Source organism: Streptomyces blastmyceticus, assembly GCF_039521185.1.
GTDB classification, from domain to species: domain Bacteria; phylum Actinomycetota; class Actinomycetes; order Streptomycetales; family Streptomycetaceae; genus Streptomyces; species Streptomyces blastmyceticus.
Genome location: NZ_BAAABW010000039.1, coordinates 89,055 through 108,714 on the forward strand (window position 1 = coordinate 89,055; position 19,660 = coordinate 108,714).

Genomic DNA, 19,660 nt, shown 5'->3' on the forward strand with positions numbered 1-19,660 from the left:
AACATTACGCCTGAACCCCTGTGCTGAAACCGGGTTCGACCGCACCGTTCCGATCATTTTCCGACCGCGCCACGACGGTCGACGCGGCCTCCGGGGCCCGCAGGGAGCGCCGGGCCAGGACCAGCACGAGCAGCGCCGCGAATCCGCCGCAGACCGCGACCACGAATCCCGCCGCGACACCGCCGCCCTCGACCGCCGGGCCCGCGAGGGCGGTGCCCATGGCCGCGCCCACGCCGAAGGACGTGACCAGCCAGGAGAAGGCCTCGGTGACCGTGCCGCGCAGCGCGTGCCGGTCGACGACGACGAACGCGCAGGCCAGCGAAGGAGCCAGGAAGATGCCGGCCACACCGGCGAGCACGGTCATCATGACGACGCCGGGGACCAGCAGCAGCGGCACGTAGCAGAGCGCGAGCCCGGCCACGAGCACCCGAAGCCGCTGCTCCGGGGTGCCGGGCCACTGGCGGGCGCCGTAGATCGTGCCGCCGATGAGGGCGCCCACGCCGAGGGCGGAGAGCAGGTAGCCGGCGACCCCGTCGCCGCCGTGATCGCCACCGTAGGCGACCGCCGCCAGGGCGATCGAGCCCAGCGCCGTGCCGATGCAGAAGAACGTCCCGAGCAGCACCAGCAGCCCGCGCGAGCGCAGCGCGCCCAGCCAGTGCGCCTCGCGCGGCTCGCTGCGCCACTGCCGCGACGGCGGCGAGGTGACGACCGCGAGGGCACCGATGACGCCCAGCAGGTTGATGACGTACAGCGCGCCTGCCGGGGACCAGAAGGCGACGAAGCCGGTGATGATCAGCGGCCCGACGACGTACATCACCTCCTGCGCGATGGCGTCGAGGGAGTACGCGGCGTGGATGCGCCCCTCGTCCTTGAGGACGGACGGCCACAGGGCCCGCAGCCCGCCCTCCAGCGGCGGCGTGAAGAAGCCGGACACGACCATGCCGATATAGGGCAGCGGCAGCGGGTCCAGGCCCACGACGGCGAAGAGGGTCATGCCCAGCGCGGACAGGACGGCCGCGGGCAGCATCACCCTGGGCTGGCCGTACAGGTCGACGGCCCGGCCGAGCAGCGGCTGGCCGACGGCGTTGGCCACGCCGTAGACGGCCGAGAGGGCGCTGGCGAGCGCGAGGCTGCCGCCCTCGGCGCGCACGAACAGCACGATCGCCAGGGCGGCAGTCGCGTTGGGCAGCCGTCCCACGAGGGTGCCGGTCAGCAGCCGCGCGGCGTGCCGCGTCCTGAGCATGTCGCCGTAACCGGCCGCCATCGATGACTCCACTCTCTTCCCGAGCGTCGGGTTTTACGTATAACTGTTGACGTTATACGTACCATGATGACGGTCCGCCGGTCCACCGGGCCGACTGCGGCGGGCGAGCGATCGGGGAGGCTGCCAGTGTCGAGTGAGTCTCGACGGACGGACGACCTACGGAGGCGCTCCGCGGGGCGCGTGGGTGCGCAGGACGACGACTCCGGGGCGCCCCGGCAGCGCGACGGCGATCCCGACCGCACCCCGCCCGACGAGGCCACCGCCGGCCGGCAGGGCGCGGAACGCGCGCGTGCGCGGAACAACAACGGTACCGGCACAGTCCCACAAGCCGACGCGGCGGCAGACGGCCCCGGTGGTGGGTCCAGGGATCACACCACCGGCCGTTGGCCGAGCATCCGGGGCCCCCGTACCGGCGCGCGGGCCACCAGTCGGGACGTGGCGCGGGTCGCCGGGGTGTCGCAGGCGACCGTTTCGCTCGTCATGGGCGAGAAGTGGCGCGGCCGGGTCTCGGAGCGGACCGCCGAGGCCGTACGGTCCGCCGCCCGGAGCCTGGGCTACCGCCCCAACCTCGCCGCGCGCAACCTGAGGCTCGGCCGGGCGCGGACGGCACTGCTGGTCGTCCCGGCGCTCACCAACGAGTTCTTCGCCCGCGTCCACACGGGCGCGGCCCGCGTCGCCGCCGAACACGGCGTCGGCGTGCTCCTCTACCCCTCCCCCGAGGGCGTCGGCCCCGCGCGCGACCCCTTCGCCTCGGCCCGCGCCACGCTCGACGGCATCATCGCCTCCTCCATGGCGGCGGACGCCCTGGCCGCCATCCGCGAGGGCGGGCTGCCGCTGGTCATGCTCGACAGCGATCCGCAGCGCGCCGAGACGGCGGCGACCGTCAACTTCGATGTCGCCGAGGGGATGCGCCAGGTGACCGAGCACCTGCTCGCACTCGGCCACCGCCGTTTCACCCACCTCGCGGCCGACGTGGATTCGTGGACCTTCCACGTGCGGGCCCGGGCGCTGGCCGACGCGCTGCGCCGGGTGCCCGGCACCGAGCTGCACACCGAGCCCGCCGCGCTCGCCGTCGCCGACGGGCTGCGGGCCGCGGAGCGGGCCCTGACCCGGCCCGGCGCCCGCCCGACCGCGCTGATCTGCGACGACGACATCCTGGCGGCGGGCGCGTGCAAGGCCGCCCGGCGGCTCGGGCTGCGGGTGCCCGACGACGTCTCGGTGACCGGCTTCGACGACCTCTCCCTGGCCACGGCCGTCGAGCCCGAACTGACCACCGTCCGGCTGCCCGCGGAGGCCGTCGGCGAGGCGGGCATGCGGGCGCTGCTGGCGGTGCTGGACGACCGCCCCGCCGCCGCGCACGCCCTGCCGGTCGAGCTGGTGGTGCGGGGCAGTACGTCGAACTCCCCCGGCTGACAGCCGGGGGAGTTCGACGACGGGACCGCTAGCTCTCCGTGGAGTCCGTCTCGTCGGCGGCGTCGGCTCCCGCCGCGTCCTCCTCGGAGTCGGCCGGCACCGTCCCGCCGTCGAGCAGGCGGGACAGCTGACGGCCCAACAGCCGCTTGAACTTGCGCTGCTGCGGCCGCGTCCGGTCCAGGACCGCGACCTCCAGCTGCTCGGCGGTGAGCGTGCGCTCCCCGCCGTTGTTGTCCCGGGTCAGGGACTCGACCGCGAGCTTGAGCGCCTCGGCCAGGGTCATCCCGTCCCGGTGCCGCTGGTCGAGATAGCTGCTGATCTGGTCGGCGTTGCCGCCGACCGCGACCGAGCCGTGCTCGTCGACGATGGAACCGTCGTGCGGCAGCCGGTAGATCTGGTCGTCCTCGGGGCCCGCGCCGACCTCGGCGACGATCAGCTCGACCTCGTACGGCTTCTCCGCGGCGCTGGAGAAGATGGTGCCCAGCGTCTGGGCGTAGACATTGGCGAGACCACGGGCGGTGACATCGTCACGGTCGTAGGTATAGCCCCGCAGGTCGGCGTAGCGGACCCCGCCGATCCGCAGGTTCTCGAATTCGTTGTACTTCCCCACCGCCGCGAAGGCGATCCGGTCGTAGATCTCGCTGACCTTGTGCAGCGCGCGGGACGGGTTCTCGGCCACGAAGACGACGCCGTCGGTGTACTGGAGTACGACGACGCTGCGGCCGCGCGCGATGCCCTTGCGGGCGTACTCGGCGCGGTCGGCCATGGCCTGCTGGGGTGAGACATAGAACGGCGTCGACACCGGCTATCCGTCCCTTTCTGTCAATGACGAGTACATTCCGTGGGGCCTCAGAGCAGTGCGGCGCGCGGCCCGTCCGGCTCTTCGAGCCGCCGGTCGTGGATCGCACGGACGATCTCGGAACACTGCGCCTCGGTCAGCTTCCGGAAGCCCTCGTCGGTGATGACGGTGACGATCGGATAGATGCGGCGCGCGAGGTCGGGCCCGCCCGTCGCGGAGTCGTCGTCGGCGGCGTCGTACAGCGCCTGGACGACGAGCGTGGTGGTCTGACTCTCCGTCAAATTCTCGCGGAAAAGCTTCTTCAGCGAGCCGCGCGCGAAGACCGAACCGGAGCCGGTGGCGGCGAAACCGTGCTCCTCGGAGCGGCCGCCGGTCACGTCGTAGGAGAAGATGCGGCCCTTCTGCCGGTCGACGTCCCAGCCGGCGAAGAGCGGAACCACGGCGAGGCCCTGCATGGCCATGCCGAGGTTGCCGCGGATCATCGTGGACAGCCGGTTGGCCTTGCCCTCCAGGGAGAGCTGGACGCCCTCGACCTTCTCGAAGTGCTCCAGTTCGAGCTGGAAGAGCTTGACCATCTCCACGGCCAGCCCCGCCGTGCCCGCGATCCCGACGGCGGAGTACTCGTCGGCCGGGAAGACCTTCTCGATGTCGCGCTGCGCGATGACATTGCCCATCGTCGCCCTGCGGTCACCGGCCAGCACCACGCCGCCGGGGAACGACGCCGCGACGATGGTCGTCCCGTGCGGGGCCTCGATGGCGCCCGCCGGAGGCAGCGGGCGGTTGCCCGGCAGCAGGTCCGGCGAGTGCGCGCCGAGGAAGTCCATGAACGACGAGGAGCCGGGTGTCAGGAAGGCGGCCGGCAGACGCCCGGTGCTACGAGTGTTGGCTTCCACACGTTTCCTTCCACATATGCGGCGGCCCGCCCCATGGCGTCCGCCCTATCGTGATGCCCCAGGACCGCTTGCAGCTGAAGCACAGTACGCATGGGACCTTACCGTCCCTTGATCGCGATCCACCCGCCCGGACGGAGCAGCGGCAGAGGCCGCACAGGCAGCCTCTCCGCGACCCCGCCGGGGCGGGCAACTCGGCCTGGTCCAGGCCGTACTCGCGATGGGAAGGGCGGGCTACTCGCCGCCCTTTTGGACGAAGGACCGCACGAAGTCCTCCGCGTTCTCCTCGAGGACGTCGTCGATCTCGTCGAGCACGGAGTCGACGTCGTCGGACAGCTTCTCCTGCCGCTCCTTGAGATCCTCCGAGACCTGCGCGTCCTGCGCCTGCTCCTCCACGTCCTCAGTGGATCGCGTGGCCTTCTGCTGCCCGCCGCCGGTGTCCTTGGTCGCCATATCCCTCACCCCGCTCGGTTCGACGTACAAGATCGGACGTTCTCGTTCAGACCCTACAAGCAGGGTCCGACATCGGCCCTGTACTTGCTACAACGTCCCGGAACCACCGTGATGATTCCCGGTTCGCCTGCTTCTCAGACCCCTCAGCCGCCCGAAAGCACCCGCACCAGCTCCTCGGCCGTGCGACAGCGGTCGAGGAGCTCCTTGACGTGGTTGCGCGTGCCGCGCAGCGGCTCCAGGGTGGGCACCCGCTGGAGGGAGTCACGGCCCGGCAGATCGAAGATCACCGAGTCCCAGGAGGCGGCCGCCACGTCGTCGGCGTACTGCTCTAGGCAGCGGCCGCGGAAGTACGCGCGGGTGTCCTCCGGCGGCGCCGTGCGGGCGCGCTCGACCTCGGTCTCGTCCAGCAGGCGCTTCATCCTGCCGCGGGCCGCGAGGCGGTTGTAGAGCCCCTTGTCGGCCCGTACGTCCGCGTACTGGAGGTCCACCAGGTGCAGCCGGGCCGCGTCCCAGTCCAGGCCGTCCCGGCGCCGGTAGCCCTCCAGGAGCTCGCGCTTGGCCACCCAGTCCAGCTCTCCGGCGAGGCTCATCGGGTCGTGCTCCAGCCTGCCGAGCACGTCCTCCCAGCGGCCGAGTACGTCCTTGGTCTGCTCGTCCGCGTCGGCGCCGAAGCGGTCCTCCACATACTTGCGGGCCAGCTCGAAGTACTCCATCTGGAGCTGGACGGCCGTGAGCGTGCGACCGCTACGGAGCGTGACGAGGCGCTTCAGGGTGGGGTCGTGGCTGACCTGGTGGAGGGTGCGGACGGGCTGCTCGACGGCGAGGTCGGAGGTGATGAACCGGTCCTCGATCATCGACAGCACCAGGGCGGTGGTGCCGAGCTTGAGGTAGGTGGAGATCTCCGAGAGGTTGGCGTCGCCGATGATCACATGCAGCCGGCGGTACTTCTCGGCGTCGGCGTGCGGCTCGTCGCGGGTGTTGATGATGGGCCGCTTGAGCGTGGTCTCCAGGCCGACCTCGACCTCGAAGTAGTCCGCGCGCTGGCTGAGCTGGAAGCCGTGCTCCCGGCCGTCCTGCCCGATGCCCACCCGGCCCGCTCCGGTGACCACCTGCCGGGAGACGAAGAAGGGCGTCAGGTGGCGCACGATGTCCGAGAAGGGGGTCTCCCGCTTCATCAGGTAGTTCTCGTGGGTGCCGTAGGACGCGCCCTTGTTGTCGGTGTTGTTCTTGTAGAGGTGGATCGGCTGGGCTCCGGGCAGCTGGGCGGCGCGCTCGGCGGCCTCGGCCATGATCCGCTCCCCCGCCTTGTCCCACAGGACGGCGTCACGCGGGTTGGTGATCTCCGGGGAGCTGTACTCGGGGTGCGCGTGGTCCACGTACAGCCGCGCGCCGTTGGTGAGGATGACATTGGCCAGGCCGATGTCCTCGTCCGTGAGCTGGCTGGAGTCGGCGGCCTCGCGGGCGAGGTCGAAGCCTCGTGCGTCCCGCAGCGGATTCTCCTCCTCGAAGTCCCAGCGGGCTCGTCGCGCCCGGTGCATCGCCGCCGCGTACGCGTTGACGATCTGGGACGAGGTGAGCATGGCATTGGCGTTCGGGTGACCGGGGACGGAGATCCCGTACTCCGTCTCAATGCCCATTACTCGCCGTACGGTCATGCGGCCCTCCTTGCCCGGCGGCGCCCCGGAATGGGGTCGGCGCTCAAGTACCGCTGCGCTTCCGGTCCGTGTGCTCCCCCACGCGCTGAGCGGTGGTACCGAAGAGCCTAGAACGGCTTTGCGGCGGTGGGGAGATCATTACAGTCATTGCCCGTGTTCGTGCCGTACCCGGTCGATCGGCGCCGTCGTGGCGGAAACCTGGTGCAGACCTGGCGGAAAATCTCGCGGAGACCGGGGGCCCGCCGGAATTGCGGCGGAAAACGCGTCCGGCCACGGACGCCCTGGGTGTCCCCCCGCCAAAAGCGGGGGGGGAAGGACATCCGCAGCCGGACGACGGTTTTACAGATACTGACCGGTGTTGGCCACCGTGTCGATGGAGCGACCGGTGTCGGCGCCCTGCTTTCCGGTGACGAGGGTGCGGATGAACACGATCCGCTCGCCCTTCTTTCCGGAGATGCGGGCCCAGTCGTCCGGGTTGGTGGTGTTGGGCAGGTCCTCGTTCTCCTTGAACTCGTCCACACAGGCGGCGAGCAGGTGGGAGACGCGCAGACCCTTCTGGTTGTGGTCCAGGAAGGCCTTGATCGCCATTTTCTTGGCCCGGTCCACAATGTTCTGGATCATGGCGCCGGAGTTGAAGTCCTTGAAGTAGAGGACTTCCTTGTCGCCGTTGGCGTAGGTGACCTCCAGGAAGCGGTTCTCCTCGGATTCCGCGTACATCTGCTCGACCACCGACTGGATCATCCCGGCCACGGCCGCCTTGGCGTCGCCGCCGTGCTCGGCGAGGTCGTCCGTGTGGATGGGCAGGGTGGCGGTCAGGTACTTCGAGAAGATGTCCTTGGCGGCCTCCGCGTCCGGGCGCTCGATCTTGATCTTCACATCGAGGCGGCCGGGGCGCAGGATCGCGGGGTCGATCATGTCCTCGCGGTTGGAGGCGCCGATGACGATGACGTTCTCCAGGCCCTCCACACCGTCGATCTCGGAGAGCAGCTGCGGGACGATGGTGTTCTCCACGTCCGAGCTGACCCCGGAGCCGCGGGTGCGGAAGAGGGAGTCCATCTCGTCGAAGAAGACGATGACGGGCGTGCCCTCGCTCGCCTTCTCCCGGGCCCGCTGGAAGATCAGCCGGATGTGCCGCTCGGTCTCGCCGACGTACTTGTTGAGCAGCTCGGGGCCCTTGATGTTGAGGAAGAAGCTCTTCCCCGCGGGCTGGCCGGTGACCTCCGCGACCTTCTTGGCAAGGGAGTTGGCGACGGCCTTGGCGATGAGCGTCTTGCCGCAGCCGGGCGGGCCGTACAGCAGCACGCCCTTGGGCGGCCGCAGTTCGTGCTCCTTGAAGAGGTCGGGGTAGAGGTAGGGGAGCTCGACCGCGTCGCGGATCAGCTCGATCTGGTTGCCCAGTCCGCCGATCTTCGTGTAGTCGATGTCCGGGACCTCTTCGAGGACGAGCTCCTCGACCTCGCTCTTCGGGATGACCTCGTAGACGTAGCCGGACCGGGGTTCGAGCAGCAGGGCGTCGCCGGGGCGGATGGTGATGTCCAGCAGCGGCTCGGCGAGCCTCACCACCCGCTCCTCGTCGGTGTGCCCGATGACCAGGGCCCGCTCGCCGTCCTCGAGGATCTCCTTGAGGGTGACGATGTCCCCGGCCCGCTCGTACTCCATGGCCTCGACCACGTTGAGCGCTTCGTTGAGCATGACCTCCTGGCCTCGCCGGAGGTCCTCGAGCTCGAGGGTGGGGCTGACATTGACCCGGAGTTTGCGGCCTCCGGTGAAGATGTCCGCCGTGCCGTCCTCGTTCGCCTGCAGAAAGACCCCGAAGCCGGCCGGCGGCTGTGCGAGCCGGTCGACTTCCTCCTTGAGCGCGACGATCTGGTCGCGGGCCTCGCGGAGGGTATTGGCGAGCCGCTCGTTCTGAGCGGACACCCCGGCCAGGTTCGTCTGGAGCTCGACGATCCGCTCTTCGAGAATCCTCGTGTGACGCGGAGAGTCGGCGAGCTTGCGCCGCAGGACGGCGATCTCCTGCTCGAAATAGGCAACCTGGCTCGCGAGGTCATCAGACCCTCGTCCCGGCCGGATGCCGCGGTTCATGTCGTCGTCGTGGGCTGCCACGGTCCTCACCTCCTCCAAGGGGAGCTGGACGCTTCCTGACCCTACCTGGGCAGGTGCAGGTTGAAACCCCTAGATCACAAACCCGGTCGGAGTGTGTCCGATCTTCACCCTTGCGCACGTCCCCACAGCAGGGGAATACCCACCCATCAACATCGGAAAGCGGGCGGTTGTATCGTCGAGTCGGTCAACACCCGTCAGGGCTGGCTCCAATTGATTCACACACGCAGGAAACGGCAGGGCGAGATGACCGTGCAGAACGAAGACCGCGCCGGTGCCCCCGGAGGCTCCGGGGTCGCCGAAGCCACCTTGCCCGGGGAGCCCGTGGCCGCCACGGCACAGGCCGCGGGCGCGGAGCCGCTGGAGGTCTGGATCGACCAGGATCTCTGTACGGGGGACGGCATCTGCGCGCAGTACGCCCCCGACGTCTTCGAGCTCGACATCGACGGCCTGGCGTATGTGAAGAGCGCCGACGACGGACTGCTGCAGGACCCGGGGGCGGCGACGCCGGTGCCGCTGCCGCTGCTGACCGACGTGCGGGACTCCGCGAAGGACTGCCCGGGCGACTGCATCCACGTCCGCCGCGTCTCCGACAAGGTCGAGGTCTACGGCCCCGACGCGGAGTGACGGCTCAGACACTCCCCGCGACCGGCAGGGCGGTGAGCGCGAACTTGCCGTCCCGCCACCGCCATTCGACATTGCGGCTCAGATCGGGGCAGCAACGCGGCACTCTCGCGGTGGAGTAGCCGAGCAGAGTGGCCGAAACGGTCTCCCCCGTCACGCGCAGGCCCGCGACGCTCATCTTCTCCGCGGGGTCGACCAAGGTGGCCAGGACGCGCGGCGGCCGGCCCTCGGCGGGCGGCGGGGCGAGGACGTAGACCCCGTTGGGCGGGGTGCCGCCGCCGGAGTCGCAGCGCACGACGACGGCGGTCTCGGGCCGTCCGTCGTGGTCGAGGTCGGCGGTGGCCTGGCGCACGATGTCGACGGGCCGGCCGCCGCAGTCGAGCGGGAAGTGCGCGGCGCGGGCGTCCGGGACGGTGGTGCGCGGCACGGAGGCGGCGGCGGTCTCGTCACGCGGGCCCACGAGGGAGGCGCAGGCGACCACGGCGGCCAGCGCCGCCGCGGTGATCATCCAGTGCGCGGGGCGCGACCGGCGGTGCGGGAGCGGTTCGAAGGCCGTGGACGGGGTGGGCCCTGCCGGTGGCTGCACGCGCGACGACTCCTGTGAGCTGGGCTGCGGGGGATGATCCGCATCGTGCCATACCGCCGGGCGCCGGGGAACAGGGGGTTCGGGCCCGTGCCGCGCTCGCGGGGGCCCAACGAACGGACGCCGCCGCCGAGTTCCGCGTGAGGCGGTTCCCGGCGGCGGCGCCGTGGTGGTTGAAGTCGCGGGTCAGCGCTCGGCGGAGCCGCTCTGGCTGCCCGGGCCCGCGTAGTCCTCGCCGTACGCGCCCTTGGCGGGGCGACGGCGGCGCAGCGGCGGCTCGACGCCGTCCGCGAGGCGGCGGGCGGTGAGCAGGAATCCGGTGTGCCCGATCATGCGGTGGTCGGGGCGCACGGCCAGACCCTCCACGTGCCAGGTGCGGACCATGGTCTCCCAGGCGGACGGCTCGGCGAAGCAGCCGATCTCGCGGATGGACTCGACGGTCCGCGCGAGCTGGGTGGTGGTCGCCACGTAGCAGCACAGGATGCCGCCGGGGACGAGCGCCTTGCGCACGGCCTCCAGGCACTCCCAGGGGGCGAGCATGTCGAGGATGACGCGGTCGACGTCCGTGTCGGACAGGTTGTCCTGGAGGTCGCCGACGGTCAGCTGCCACGCGGGGTGCGGACCGCCGAAGTAGCGCTCCACGTTCTGCGTGGCGATCTCGGCGAAGTCGGCGCGGCGCTCGTAGGAGTGCAGCATGCCCTGGTCGCCGATGGCGCGCAGCAGGAAGCTGCTCAGGGAGCCGGAGCCGACACCGGCCTCCACGACGCGGGCGCCGGGGAAGATGTCGGCCATGGCCAGGATCTGCCCCGCGTCCTTCGGGTAGACCACGGCGGCTCCGCGCGGCATGGACAGGACGTAGTCGGGGAGCAGGGGGCGCAGCGCGAGGTAGGCGACGTTTCCCGTGGTACGGACAACACTGCCCTCGGGAGCACCGATCAGCTCGTCGTGCGGGAAGGCACCCTTGTGGGTGTGGAACTGCTTCCCGGCTTCGAGCGTGAAGGTGTAGTGGCGTCCCTTGGGGTCGGTGAGCTGGACCTGGTCCCCGACCTGGAAGGGCCCGCGACGGCGGGCGGCACCGGTCGGTTCGGACATGTGACCAGCCTACCCGTGATCGGGCGGCGGTACGGACACGGCCGCCTCGGGAGGGGTCAGGAGGGCGTGCGGGCCATCGCGGCGACGAAGGCGCGTTCGACGTCGGAGGTCGCGAGGACGCCGTAGACCTCGCCGGTCTCCTCGACCACCAGGTACTCGGTGGCGGGGGTGGCGCGCAGGATGTCGAGGAGGTCCTCGCCCGAGAGGTCGGCGGCGACGCGCATGCCGTCCTTGAGGTCCTGGGCGAGGGTGCTGACGGCGACCCAGGGACGGCGGTGCTCGGGGACGGAGACGATGGCCGCCTCGCGGACGAGGGCGGTGGGGGTGCCCTGGCCGTCCACGACGACGAGGGCGCGGGCACCCGCCTCGTTGGCGCGGCGGAGGGCCTCGGAGAGCGGGGTGGCGGCCTCGACGGGGACGGCGCGGCGGGTGAGGGTGCGGGCCCGCAGGCCGGGGAGGCGCTCGCGGAGGCGGGCCATGCGCAGGCTGTTCCCGGCGCCGGTCCAGATGATGGCGGCGAGGATTGCGGCGAGCAGGGCGTCGGTGAGGGAGTCGACGCCGCCGAAGCCGGTCGCCCCGTCGCCGAGTCCGGCCTGGGTGAGCAGCGGGAGGCCGATGAGGACGGCGACGGCGAGGGCGCGGCCGATCCACGCGGCGGCGATGGTGCCGGTCATGGGCTTGCCGCTGATCTTCCAGACGACGGCGCGGAGCATGCGCCCGCCGTCGAGGGGGAGGCCGGGCAGCAGGTTGAAGATCGCCACCAGGAGGTTGGAGATCATCAGGCCGGCCAGCAGGACGCCGGGCACGGTGCCCGGTTCGACGGCCAGCATGCCGAGGTAGAACAGCCCGGCCAGGACCAGGGACAGCAGCGGCCCGACGAAGGCGAGGACGAATTCGCGGCCAGGGGTCTCGGTCTCCTTCTCGATCTCGGAGACGCCGCCGAAGAACTGGAGCTGGATCCGGCGCACGGGGAGCTTGAAGCGCAGGGCCGCGACCGTGTGCGCCAGTTCGTGCACCAGCACGGAGGCGTAGAAGGCGACGGCGAAGAACAGCGAGACGAGGTAGCGGATCCGGCCGAGCTCGGGCAGGACGCGGTCGAGCTGGCCGCCGAAGACCCAGGTGATGAGGGCGGCGACGAGGAACCAGCTGGGGGCGACGTAGACGGGCACGCCGAAGGGGCGGCCCATGAGGATGCCGCCGCCGCTCTCGCGGGGGCGCTTGGGAGTGCGGTCCCCGGGCTCGCCCTCGGCCCCGGCGCCCCCGCTGCCGGACCGGCCCTGCCCGCTGTTGTCCACGGTGTCCCCTCGTCGGATGCGGCCCCCGCACCCGCGGTGCGTTCTCACGATCATGCATGTACGAGGGCTTCTGAGTCGATGGTATGCGGCCGACTGTCAGTCACGGGCCGTAGGGTTCCTGTCATGGGAATCGCCTCTGAGGAAAACGCCGCCGGTGCGGACGGGCCGGTCGCGCGGGCGCCGGAAGGTGCCGCGGAGCGGCCGTCCGGCGCCGTGCGTCCGGCCGCGCTGTCGCCGTCGCGCGCGGGCGACTTCATGCAGTGTCCGCTGCTCTACCGCTTCCGCGTGATCGACAAACTGCCGGAGAAGCCGAGCGCCGCGGCGACGCGCGGCACGGTGGTGCACTCCGTGCTGGAGCGGCTCTTCGACGCCCCGGCCGCCGAGCGCACCGCGCCGCGGGCCAAGGGCCTGGTGCCGGGCGAGTGGGAGAAGCTGCTGGCGGCCCGGCCGCAGCTGGCGGAGCTGTTCCGCCGGGAGGACGGCTCGCACGACGGCGACCGCCTGGCGACCTGGCTGGCCGATGCCGAGCGGCTGGTGGAGCGCTGGTTCACGCTGGAGGACCCGACGCGGCTGGAGCCCGCGGACCGCGAGCTCTATGTGGAGACGGTGATCGAGGGCGCGGGCGGCGACGGCGCGGGGCTGACGCTGCGGGGCTTCATCGACCGGGTCGACGTGGCGCCCACCGGCGACATCCGCATCGTGGACTACAAGACGGGCAAGGCCCCGGCCCCGCAGTACCGCGACGGCGCCCTGTTCCAGATGACGTTCTACGCCCTGGTGATGTGGCGGCTGCGGGGCCGGATGCCGCGCCGGCTCCAGCTGGTCTACCTCGGCAGCGGTGACGTCCTGACGTACGACCCGGCCGAGGCGGAGCTGCTGGCCGTGGAGCGCAAGCTGCGCGCCCTGTGGGAGGCCATCGAGCTGGCGACGGACACCGGGGACTGGCGGCCGCGGCCCACCAAGCTGTGCGGCTGGTGCGATCACCAGGCCGTCTGCCCCGAGTTCGGGGGCACTCCCCCGCCGTATCCGCTGCCGGTCGTGGCGCAGCGCGCCGGGCAGGTGACCCCCGCCGGGGCGGCTCAGGGCAGAATGGACGCGGTCTAACGAAGGAGTTCACGTGGCGATCCGCGTCCTGCTGGTCGATGACCAGCCGCTGCTGCGCACCGGCTTCCGGATGATCCTCGAGGCGGAGGCGGACCTCGCGGTCGTCGGCGAGGCCGGGGACGGTCTTCAGGCTCTCGACCAGGTGCGGGCGCTGCAGCCCGACGTGGTGCTGATGGACATCCGGATGCCGCGGATGGACGGTGTCGAGGCGACCCGGCAGATCACGGGCCCGGAGCGGAACGGCCCGGCGAAGGTGCTGGTGCTGACGACCTTCGACCTCGACGAGTATGTGGTGGAGGCGCTGCGGGCGGGGGCCAGCGGGTTCCTGCTGAAGGACGCGCCCGCCAATGAGCTGGTGCAGGCGATCCGGGTGGTGGCGGGCGGCGAGGCGATGCTCGCGCCGAGCATCACCCGGCGGCTGCTCGACAAGTACGCGGGCCATCTGCCGTCGGGCGAGGAGCCGCTGCCGGACACCCTGCACACGCTGACCGACCGTGAGGTCGAGGTGCTCAAGCTGGTGGCGCGGGGGCTGTCGAACGCGGAGATCGCGGCGGATCTGTTCGTCAGCGAGACGACGGTCAAGACGCATGTGGGGCACGTGCTGACGAAGCTGGGCCTGCGCGACCGGGTGCAGGCGGCGGTCTACGCGTACGAGAGCGGTCTGGTGCGCCCCGGAGCGCAGTAGGCAGAACGCCGGACGGGCTGGGTTCGGCCCGTCCGGCGTTTCGTTGACGCTCCCGGATTACTCCTTGGCGGTTATTCCTTGGCGGCCTTGGCGATCTCCCAGAAGCGGAAGACGGTGGAGGCGTCGAGGGTCCACTGGAGGCCGGAGATCCGGTCGCTCGCGACCGCGTACTGCTTGCCCTGCCACAGCGGCAGGATCGGCAGGTCCTGGGCCACGGCGGTCTGCACCTTGGCGAAGTCCCCGACGGTCGCCGTGCGGCTGCCCTCGGCGGCGGTGGCCAGGATGCGGCTGTTGATGTCCTTGGAGTCGTAGTTGTTGGACAGGACGTTGTTCTCGCCGAAGAACGGCGCGGTGAAGTTGTCGGGGTCCGGGTAGTCGGGGACCCAGCCCTTGACGTAGACGCCGTACTGGCCGGCCTCGATGCCCTTGTCGTACTCCTCCTGCGGGACGCTCTTCACGTCCGCCTCGAAGAGGCCGCTCTTGTTGAGCTGCTTGGCGATCTCCTCGAACTCCGGCACGGTGCCCGGTCCGTAGCGGATCGGCGTGGCCCAGAGGGTGAGCTTGACCTTGCCCTTGATGTCGGCGGCGCTGAGGGCGGCGGCGGCCTTGTCGGGCTGCGGCCGGTCGCCGTAGGTGTCGAAGAACGGGGTCTTGTGGCCGGTGATGCCGGTGGGAACGATCGAGTACAGCGGCTCGGCCGTGCGCTTGTAGACGTCGCGCACGAGCGCGCTGCGGTCGATCAGGTAGGCGATGGCCTTGCGGACGCCGGGCTTGCCGACCACCGGGTCCTTGGTGTTGAAGACCAGGTGCTGGACCTCGGCACTGGTGCCCTCGACGACCTTGAGCTTCTGCTTGCCGCCGCCGTCGGCGTCCAGGTCGGCGATGTCCTTCATGGCCAGACCTCGGTAGGCGAGGTCGATGCTGCCCTTCTGGACGGCGGTCTTCAGCTCCGCCTGGTCGCCGTGGAAGAACTTCATCGTGACGCCGCGGTTCTGCACGGTGCCGGCCGAGCCCTTGTACGAGGAGTTGACCGAGAAGACGGCCTGCTTCTTGTCGAAGGAGTCGAGCTTGTAGACGCCCGAGCCGACGGCCTTGCCGTCGGTCCGCAGCCGGTCCGCCGGGTATTCCTGGTGGTCGACGATGGAGCCGGCACCGGAGGCGATCTTCTGCGGGAAGGTGGCGTCGGACCGGTTCAGGTTGAAGACGACCGTGGACTTGTCCGGGGTCTTGATGTCCTGGATCGAGGACAGCAGCGAGTCCGCCGGACCCTTCTTGTCGTGGATCTTCAGGGTGCGGCGGAAGGAGAAGGCGACGTCCTCGGAGGTGAGGTCGTGGCCGTTGCTGAACTTCAGACCGTCCTTCAGCTTGCACTGGAAGGTCTTGCTCGTGTCGTCCTGGAACTTGCAGCTGTCGGCGGCTTCCGGCTGCGGGGTGGTGCTCCCCTTGGGGAAGCTCAGCAGCGACTGGAAGACGTTGTTGAACAGCAGCCAGGAACCCGGGTCGTAGCCGGATGCCGGGTCGGTGGTCACGACTTCGTCGGACATCCCCATGACCACCGACTCACCGGTGCCGCCCGCCTTGCCGTCTTCCGAACCGCACCCGGTGAGCAGGGCGGCGGCGAGCCCCGCGCCGAGCGGGGCGGCAAGCCACTGGTCACGTTTCCTCACGTGCACGTTCCTCACAGTTTCCTTGATCGTCTGAAGAGATCTTCGGCAGAACCGGTCTGACGAGCCTGTTGCCTCACACGCCGCGGGCCAACTCCCAGGGCTGCATCTCGGAGGCGGAGTTGAGCGCCCACTCGGCACCCGTGACGCTCTCACGGGCGGCCACGTACTGCTTCCCCTGCCACAGCGGCAGCACCGGCACATCGTCGGCGACGATGTCCTGGGCCTGCTGGAAGAACTTGGCCGCGGACTCGCGCTGCGAGGTCTCGCGGGAGTCCGGGATCAGCTGGCTGGTGATCTTGGTGTTCTGGTACGGGGAGCGGAGGAAGTTGTCCTTGCCGAAGAACGGCGCGACGAAGTTGTCCGGGTCCGGGAAGTCGGGGAACCAGCCCATGCCGTAGACGGCGTACTTGCCCTTCGCGGCCTCCGGGCGGAAGTCCGCCCACTTCACGCCCTGGATCTTGGCGCTGAACAGCTGGCTGTCGTTGAGCTGCTTCTGGAGCGTCTTGAACGCCTTGCCCGTGGCCTCACCGTAGTGGTCCTCGGTGTAGGTGAGGGTCAGCGGCACCGGGGTGGTGATGTTCGCGGCCCGCAGGATCGAGCGGGCCTTGTCGACGCTCGGGTCCCCGTACTTGTTGGAGAAGGAGTTCTGATGGCCGGTGATGCCGCTGGGGACGAGCGAGTACAGCGGGTCGTTGGTCCGCTGGTAGTCGTCGCGGGCCAGCGCCTGGCGGTCGATCAGCTGGGCCATGGCCTGGCGCACGGCCTTGTTCTTGACCGTCGGGTCCTCGGTGTTGAAGGCGAGGAAGCTGATCTCCTGGCCGGGCGCCTCCAGCAGCTTGACGCCGTTGCCCGAGGCGCCTGCCATCCGGGCGAGCTGCTCGGGCGAGAGGGTGCGGTTCATGATGTCGATGTCGCCGCTCTTGAGCGCCTTCTCCATCGACTTCGAGTCGTCGTAGAACCGCATCTCGAACTTGTCGTTCTGGAGCTCCACCGAACCCTGGTAGTTGGAGTTCTTGGTGAAGACGGCCTTGACGACCCGGCCGTCCTTCTCGTCGGTCTTCACGGTGTACGGGCCGGAGCCGACCACCTTGAAGCCGTTGTTGAGCTCGTTCTTGGAGTAGGACTCGCTGTCGACGATGGCCGCGGCCGGGGTGGCGAGCTTCTGCGGGAAGGTCGCGTCGGGCGTCTTCAGCGAGAAGACGATCTCCAGCTCGCTCGGCGTCTCGACCTTGTCGATGTTGCTGAGCAGCCCCACCGGGCCGTTGTCGAAGTTGATGGTGCGGGCGCGCTCGATGGAGAACTTGACGTCCTCGGCGGTGAGCGCGTGCCCGTTGGAGAATTTCAGCCCGCTGCGCAGCGTGCAGCGGAACTGCTCGTTCTTGCGGTCCCCGAAGGAGCACCGCTCCGCCGCGTCGCCGACCGGGGTGGCGCCGGAGCGGGGCAGGCGCAGCAGGGTCTGGAAGGTGCTGTGCAGGACGTTCCACGCGCTGATGTCGTACGCGGCGGCCGGGTCGAAGGGCGCCGGGGCGTCCGTCGTCTCCTCGAAACGGTCGGTCGTGCCGATGACGATGGCGCCGTTGCCCTTTCCGGCTCCGGCACTCCCGCCACAGGCGACGAGCACGGGGGCCAGCAGGCCTGCCACGGTCGGCAGCACCAACGTCTTGCGATTCATTGTGCGGGGTTCTCCCTGTGATGCGATCGGTTCCCGGGACGATACCGACGGCGGTTGCGTCGGCCCATGGGCAGCCGTGAAGTTCTCGCGAAGAGATTAGTGCGCGGGGCCCCGGCGGGCGGAACGCGGGGAAGTTGACGCGATATCACGCCGGGATAACGACCGGCAGTTCACCGATATCCGGACGCCGGAACGATTCGCACACCGGACAATGAATCGGGACACAACGGTGCGCTTCAACCCGGTTCGGAGTGCGGGAGAGTGATCGACACCCCACACAACGGCCCTTGACCCGGTGACGAAACTCACTCCGGCGAACTCCGCGGCGGCCAGGGGAATTCGGCCACGGCATTCGTCACGGAAAACATTCGCCCCGGCGCCCTGAGTTCCGCCGGCATTCCCCGGGGCACGCTCAGTGCACGCGTCAGTGCTTTCCTGTCATCAGCCCGCGCAGAAAACGGAGATCGACTTCCTCCAGGGAGCCCACGACCATGCGCCCGGCGGCGGGCGGGATCGGGGCCACCGACGGCACCGCCACCACCCGGCAGCCGGCCGCCTCCGCGGCCGTCACGCCCGTCATGGTGTCCTCGACGACGGCGCACCGCGCGGGGTCCGCGCCGAGCCGGGCGGCCGCCAGCAGATAGGGGTCGGGGTGCGGCTTCGTCCGCTCCATCTCGTCACCGGCGACGGTCAGCGTGAAGTTCTCCGCGCCCAGCGTGTGCAGCACCCGGTCGATGATCTGCCGGTGCGAGGCGGAGACCAGCGCGGTCGGCACGGAGTGGGCGGCGAGCTCGGCGAGCAGTCTGCGGGCGCCCGGCATCAGCGGCACCCCGTGCCCGATCATCTCGGAGAAGCGCGAGTTGAGCAGGGCCGTCAGCTCGGCCAGGGCGATCTTGGCGCCGGTGGCCTGGATGAGGAAGGAGGCGCTGCGCGCCATGGGGCCGCCGACGACGACCGCGCGGTACTCCTCCAGGAGCTGGTGCCCGAGCTCGGCGAAGACGGCGACCTCGACGTCCCACCAGAAGCCCTCGGTGTCGACCAGGGTGCCGTCCATGTCGAGGAGGACGGCCTGCAGGGCCGATCCGGCGGCCGGACGGGTCTCGACTGCGGGGATGCTGCTGGTCATCCGGGCACACCTCCTGAGGGGACGAGAAGGCCGGCCCCGCCGCACCCGTGAGGGACGCGATGAGACCGGCCTTCACCGGACCGACAAGTGTACGGCGGACCGTCTCCCGCGTCGCTTCGATATCCGGGAGCCCGCCCGATACCGGCCGTCGCGGCGCCGGGCCTCAGCCCTCGCCCTCGGGCCCCTCCGGCTCCTCCTCCGCCGCGGCGGAGTTCTCGCCGTCCTTGGCCGGGGGCCGCGGCGGGCGCGTACGGCCGCTGGAGGTGTCACGGAGGTAGGAGCCGTCCGCGAGCCCGGGCTCGGCCGCGAGGCCGCCCGGCTGGCCGTCCCGGCGGCGCAGATAGCGTTCGAACTCACGAGCGATCGCCTCGCCCGACGCCTCCGGGAGGTCGGCCGTGTCCCGCGCCTCCTCCAGCGACTGGACGTACTCCGCGACCTCGCTGTCCTCGGCCGCCAGCTGGTCCACGCCCAGCTGCCAGGCGCGAGCGTCCTCCGGGAGGTCGCCCAGCGGGATCCGCAGGTCGATCAGGTCCTCCAGGCGGTTCAGGAGCGCCAGGGTGGCCTTCGGGTTCGGCGGCTGGGAGACGTAGTGCGGCACGGCCGCCCACAGGCTCACCGCCGGGACGCCCGCGTGCGCGCAGGCCTCCTGGAGAATGCCGACGATCCCGGTCGGGCCCTCGTAGCGGGACTCCTCCAGATCCATGGTCCGCGCCAGGTCCGGGTCCGAGGTGACCCCGCTGACCGGCACCGGCCGGGTGTGCGGGGTGTCGCCGAGCAGCGAGCCCAGCACCACGACGAGCTCCACGCCCAGCTCGTGGGCGAAGCCCAGGATCTCGTTGCAGAACGAGCGCCAGCGCATGCTCGGCTCGATGCCCCGCACCAGGACGAGGTCGCGCGGGGCGCCCTTGCCGCCGGCCCCGCCCGTGCGCACCACGGACAGCCGGGTGGTCGGCCAGGTGACCTTGCGGACCCCTCCGTCCAGCCAGATCGTGGGCCGGTTGACCTGGAAGTCGTAGTAGTCCTCGGCGTCGAGCGCGCCGAAGACCTCGCCCTTCCACTCGCGGTCCAGGTGCGCGACCGCGCTGGAAGCGGCGTCACCGGCGTCGTTCCAGCCCTCGAAGGCACAGATCATGACCGGGTCGATCAGCTCGGGAACCCCCTCAAGCTCGATCACCCAGCGCCTCCTTCCGACCGGGGCGGACGGGTCCGTACCACCGGTTGCAGTTCCGTGCAGT

Annotated in this window: 17 protein-coding genes; 4 read left to right on the top strand and 13 right to left on the bottom strand. The window is 70.5% G+C overall.

The window, feature by feature from the left end:
• Positions 1-4: 4 nt before the first annotated feature.
• Positions 5-1,264, bottom strand: a complete 1,260-nt coding sequence (locus ABD269_RS32505; protein ID WP_301888650.1) for an MFS transporter — start codon at positions 1,262-1,264, stop codon at positions 5-7.
• 435 nt (positions 1,265-1,699) lie between these two features.
• Here ABD269_RS32505 and ABD269_RS32510 point away from each other — a divergent pair, with 435 nt between their 5' ends.
• The gene (locus tag ABD269_RS32510; protein ID WP_344124068.1) at positions 1,700-2,677 is read left to right on the top strand and encodes a LacI family DNA-binding transcriptional regulator; all 978 of its coding nucleotides are present in this window, start codon (positions 1,700-1,702) and stop codon (positions 2,675-2,677) included.
• Between the two features lie 28 nt (positions 2,678-2,705).
• Here the strand turns inward: ABD269_RS32510 and prcA are convergent, their stop codons facing one another.
• The 5 genes from prcA to arc form a co-directional block, all read right to left on the bottom strand.
• Complete coding sequence (prcA, locus tag ABD269_RS32515) at positions 2,706-3,479, bottom strand: proteasome subunit alpha (RefSeq protein ID WP_344123790.1); 774 nt, start codon at positions 3,477-3,479, stop codon at positions 2,706-2,708.
• Between the two features lie 47 nt (positions 3,480-3,526).
• A complete protein-coding gene (gene prcB, locus ABD269_RS32520) occupies positions 3,527-4,369 on the bottom strand; it encodes a proteasome subunit beta (RefSeq protein WP_344123792.1) in 843 nt (280 codons plus the stop codon).
• 231 nt (positions 4,370-4,600) lie between these two features.
• The gene (locus tag ABD269_RS32525; protein WP_058045164.1) at positions 4,601-4,819 is read right to left on the bottom strand and encodes a ubiquitin-like protein Pup; all 219 of its coding nucleotides are present in this window, start codon (positions 4,817-4,819) and stop codon (positions 4,601-4,603) included.
• Between the two features lie 143 nt (positions 4,820-4,962).
• Entirely contained in the window at positions 4,963-6,474 is a 1,512-nt protein-coding gene (gene dop, locus ABD269_RS32530; RefSeq protein WP_301888643.1) for a depupylase/deamidase Dop, read from the bottom strand.
• 339 nt (positions 6,475-6,813) lie between these two features.
• Positions 6,814-8,580: a proteasome ATPase gene (gene arc, locus ABD269_RS32535; RefSeq protein WP_116215547.1), complete on the bottom strand. Its 1,767-nt coding sequence runs from the start codon at positions 8,578-8,580 to the stop codon at positions 6,814-6,816.
• Positions 8,581-8,901: 321 nt separating this feature from the next.
• Here arc and ABD269_RS32540 point away from each other — a divergent pair, with 321 nt between their 5' ends.
• On the top strand, positions 8,902-9,204 hold the full coding sequence (locus ABD269_RS32540; RefSeq protein ID WP_344124070.1) for a ferredoxin: 303 nt from the start codon (positions 8,902-8,904) through the stop codon (positions 9,202-9,204).
• Between the two features lie 4 nt (positions 9,205-9,208).
• On the opposite strand, the gene ABD269_RS32545 is transcribed toward ABD269_RS32540, so the two are convergent.
• From ABD269_RS32545 to ABD269_RS32555, 3 genes are all read right to left on the bottom strand, one after another.
• A complete protein-coding gene (locus ABD269_RS32545; protein WP_344123798.1) occupies positions 9,209-9,787 on the bottom strand; it encodes a hypothetical protein in 579 nt (192 codons plus the stop codon).
• A 183-nt stretch (positions 9,788-9,970) separates the two neighbouring features.
• The gene (locus tag ABD269_RS32550; RefSeq protein WP_116210884.1) at positions 9,971-10,876 is read right to left on the bottom strand and encodes a tRNA (adenine-N1)-methyltransferase; all 906 of its coding nucleotides are present in this window, start codon (positions 10,874-10,876) and stop codon (positions 9,971-9,973) included.
• Positions 10,877-10,932: 56 nt separating this feature from the next.
• Positions 10,933-12,171, bottom strand: a complete 1,239-nt coding sequence (locus tag ABD269_RS32555) for a site-2 protease family protein (RefSeq protein WP_301888640.1) — start codon at positions 12,169-12,171, stop codon at positions 10,933-10,935.
• Between the two features lie 123 nt (positions 12,172-12,294).
• Between ABD269_RS32555 and ABD269_RS32560 the strand changes: the two genes are divergently transcribed.
• Together ABD269_RS32560 and ABD269_RS32565 are read left to right on the top strand one after the other, a co-directional pair.
• The gene (locus tag ABD269_RS32560) at positions 12,295-13,275 is read left to right on the top strand and encodes a RecB family exonuclease (protein ID WP_344123801.1); all 981 of its coding nucleotides are present in this window, start codon (positions 12,295-12,297) and stop codon (positions 13,273-13,275) included.
• A gap of 13 nt (positions 13,276-13,288) precedes the next feature.
• Complete coding sequence (locus tag ABD269_RS32565) at positions 13,289-13,960, top strand: response regulator (protein WP_301888638.1); 672 nt, start codon at positions 13,289-13,291, stop codon at positions 13,958-13,960.
• Positions 13,961-14,031: 71 nt separating this feature from the next.
• Here ABD269_RS32565 and ABD269_RS32570 read toward each other — a convergent pair whose 3' ends face one another.
• From ABD269_RS32570 to ABD269_RS32585, 4 genes are all read right to left on the bottom strand, one after another.
• Complete coding sequence (locus ABD269_RS32570; RefSeq protein ID WP_301888637.1) at positions 14,032-15,627, bottom strand: ABC transporter substrate-binding protein; 1,596 nt, start codon at positions 15,625-15,627, stop codon at positions 14,032-14,034.
• 73 nt (positions 15,628-15,700) lie between these two features.
• A complete protein-coding gene (locus ABD269_RS32575; RefSeq protein WP_344123805.1) occupies positions 15,701-17,299 on the bottom strand; it encodes an ABC transporter substrate-binding protein in 1,599 nt (532 codons plus the stop codon).
• A 424-nt stretch (positions 17,300-17,723) separates the two neighbouring features.
• Positions 17,724-18,425, bottom strand: coding sequence for an HAD family hydrolase (locus ABD269_RS32580; RefSeq protein WP_344123807.1), 702 nt, complete (start codon positions 18,423-18,425; stop codon positions 17,724-17,726).
• A 163-nt stretch (positions 18,426-18,588) separates the two neighbouring features.
• On the bottom strand, positions 18,589-19,599 hold the full coding sequence (locus ABD269_RS32585) for a PAC2 family protein (protein WP_301888635.1): 1,011 nt from the start codon (positions 19,597-19,599) through the stop codon (positions 18,589-18,591).
• Positions 19,600-19,660: the final 61 nt, after the last annotated feature.

Coding starts and splice junctions, on each gene's coding strand:
- ABD269_RS32505 (WP_301888650.1), bottom strand. CDS start 1,264: ATGGCGGCCGGTTACGGCGACATGCTCAGGACGCGGCACGCCGCGCGG.
- ABD269_RS32525 (WP_058045164.1), bottom strand. CDS start 4,819: ATGGCGACCAAGGACACCGGCGGCGGGCAGCAGAAGGCCACGCGATCC.
- dop (WP_301888643.1), bottom strand. CDS start 6,474: ATGACCGTACGGCGAGTAATGGGCATTGAGACGGAGTACGGGATCTCC.
- ABD269_RS32550 (WP_116210884.1), bottom strand. CDS start 10,876: ATGTCCGAACCGACCGGTGCCGCCCGCCGTCGCGGGCCCTTCCAGGTC.
- ABD269_RS32560 (WP_344123801.1), top strand. CDS start 12,295: ATGGGAATCGCCTCTGAGGAAAACGCCGCCGGTGCGGACGGGCCGGTC.
- ABD269_RS32575 (WP_344123805.1), bottom strand. CDS start 17,299: ATGAATCGCAAGACGTTGGTGCTGCCGACCGTGGCAGGCCTGCTGGCC.
- ABD269_RS32580 (WP_344123807.1), bottom strand. CDS start 18,425: ATGACCAGCAGCATCCCCGCAGTCGAGACCCGTCCGGCCGCCGGATCG.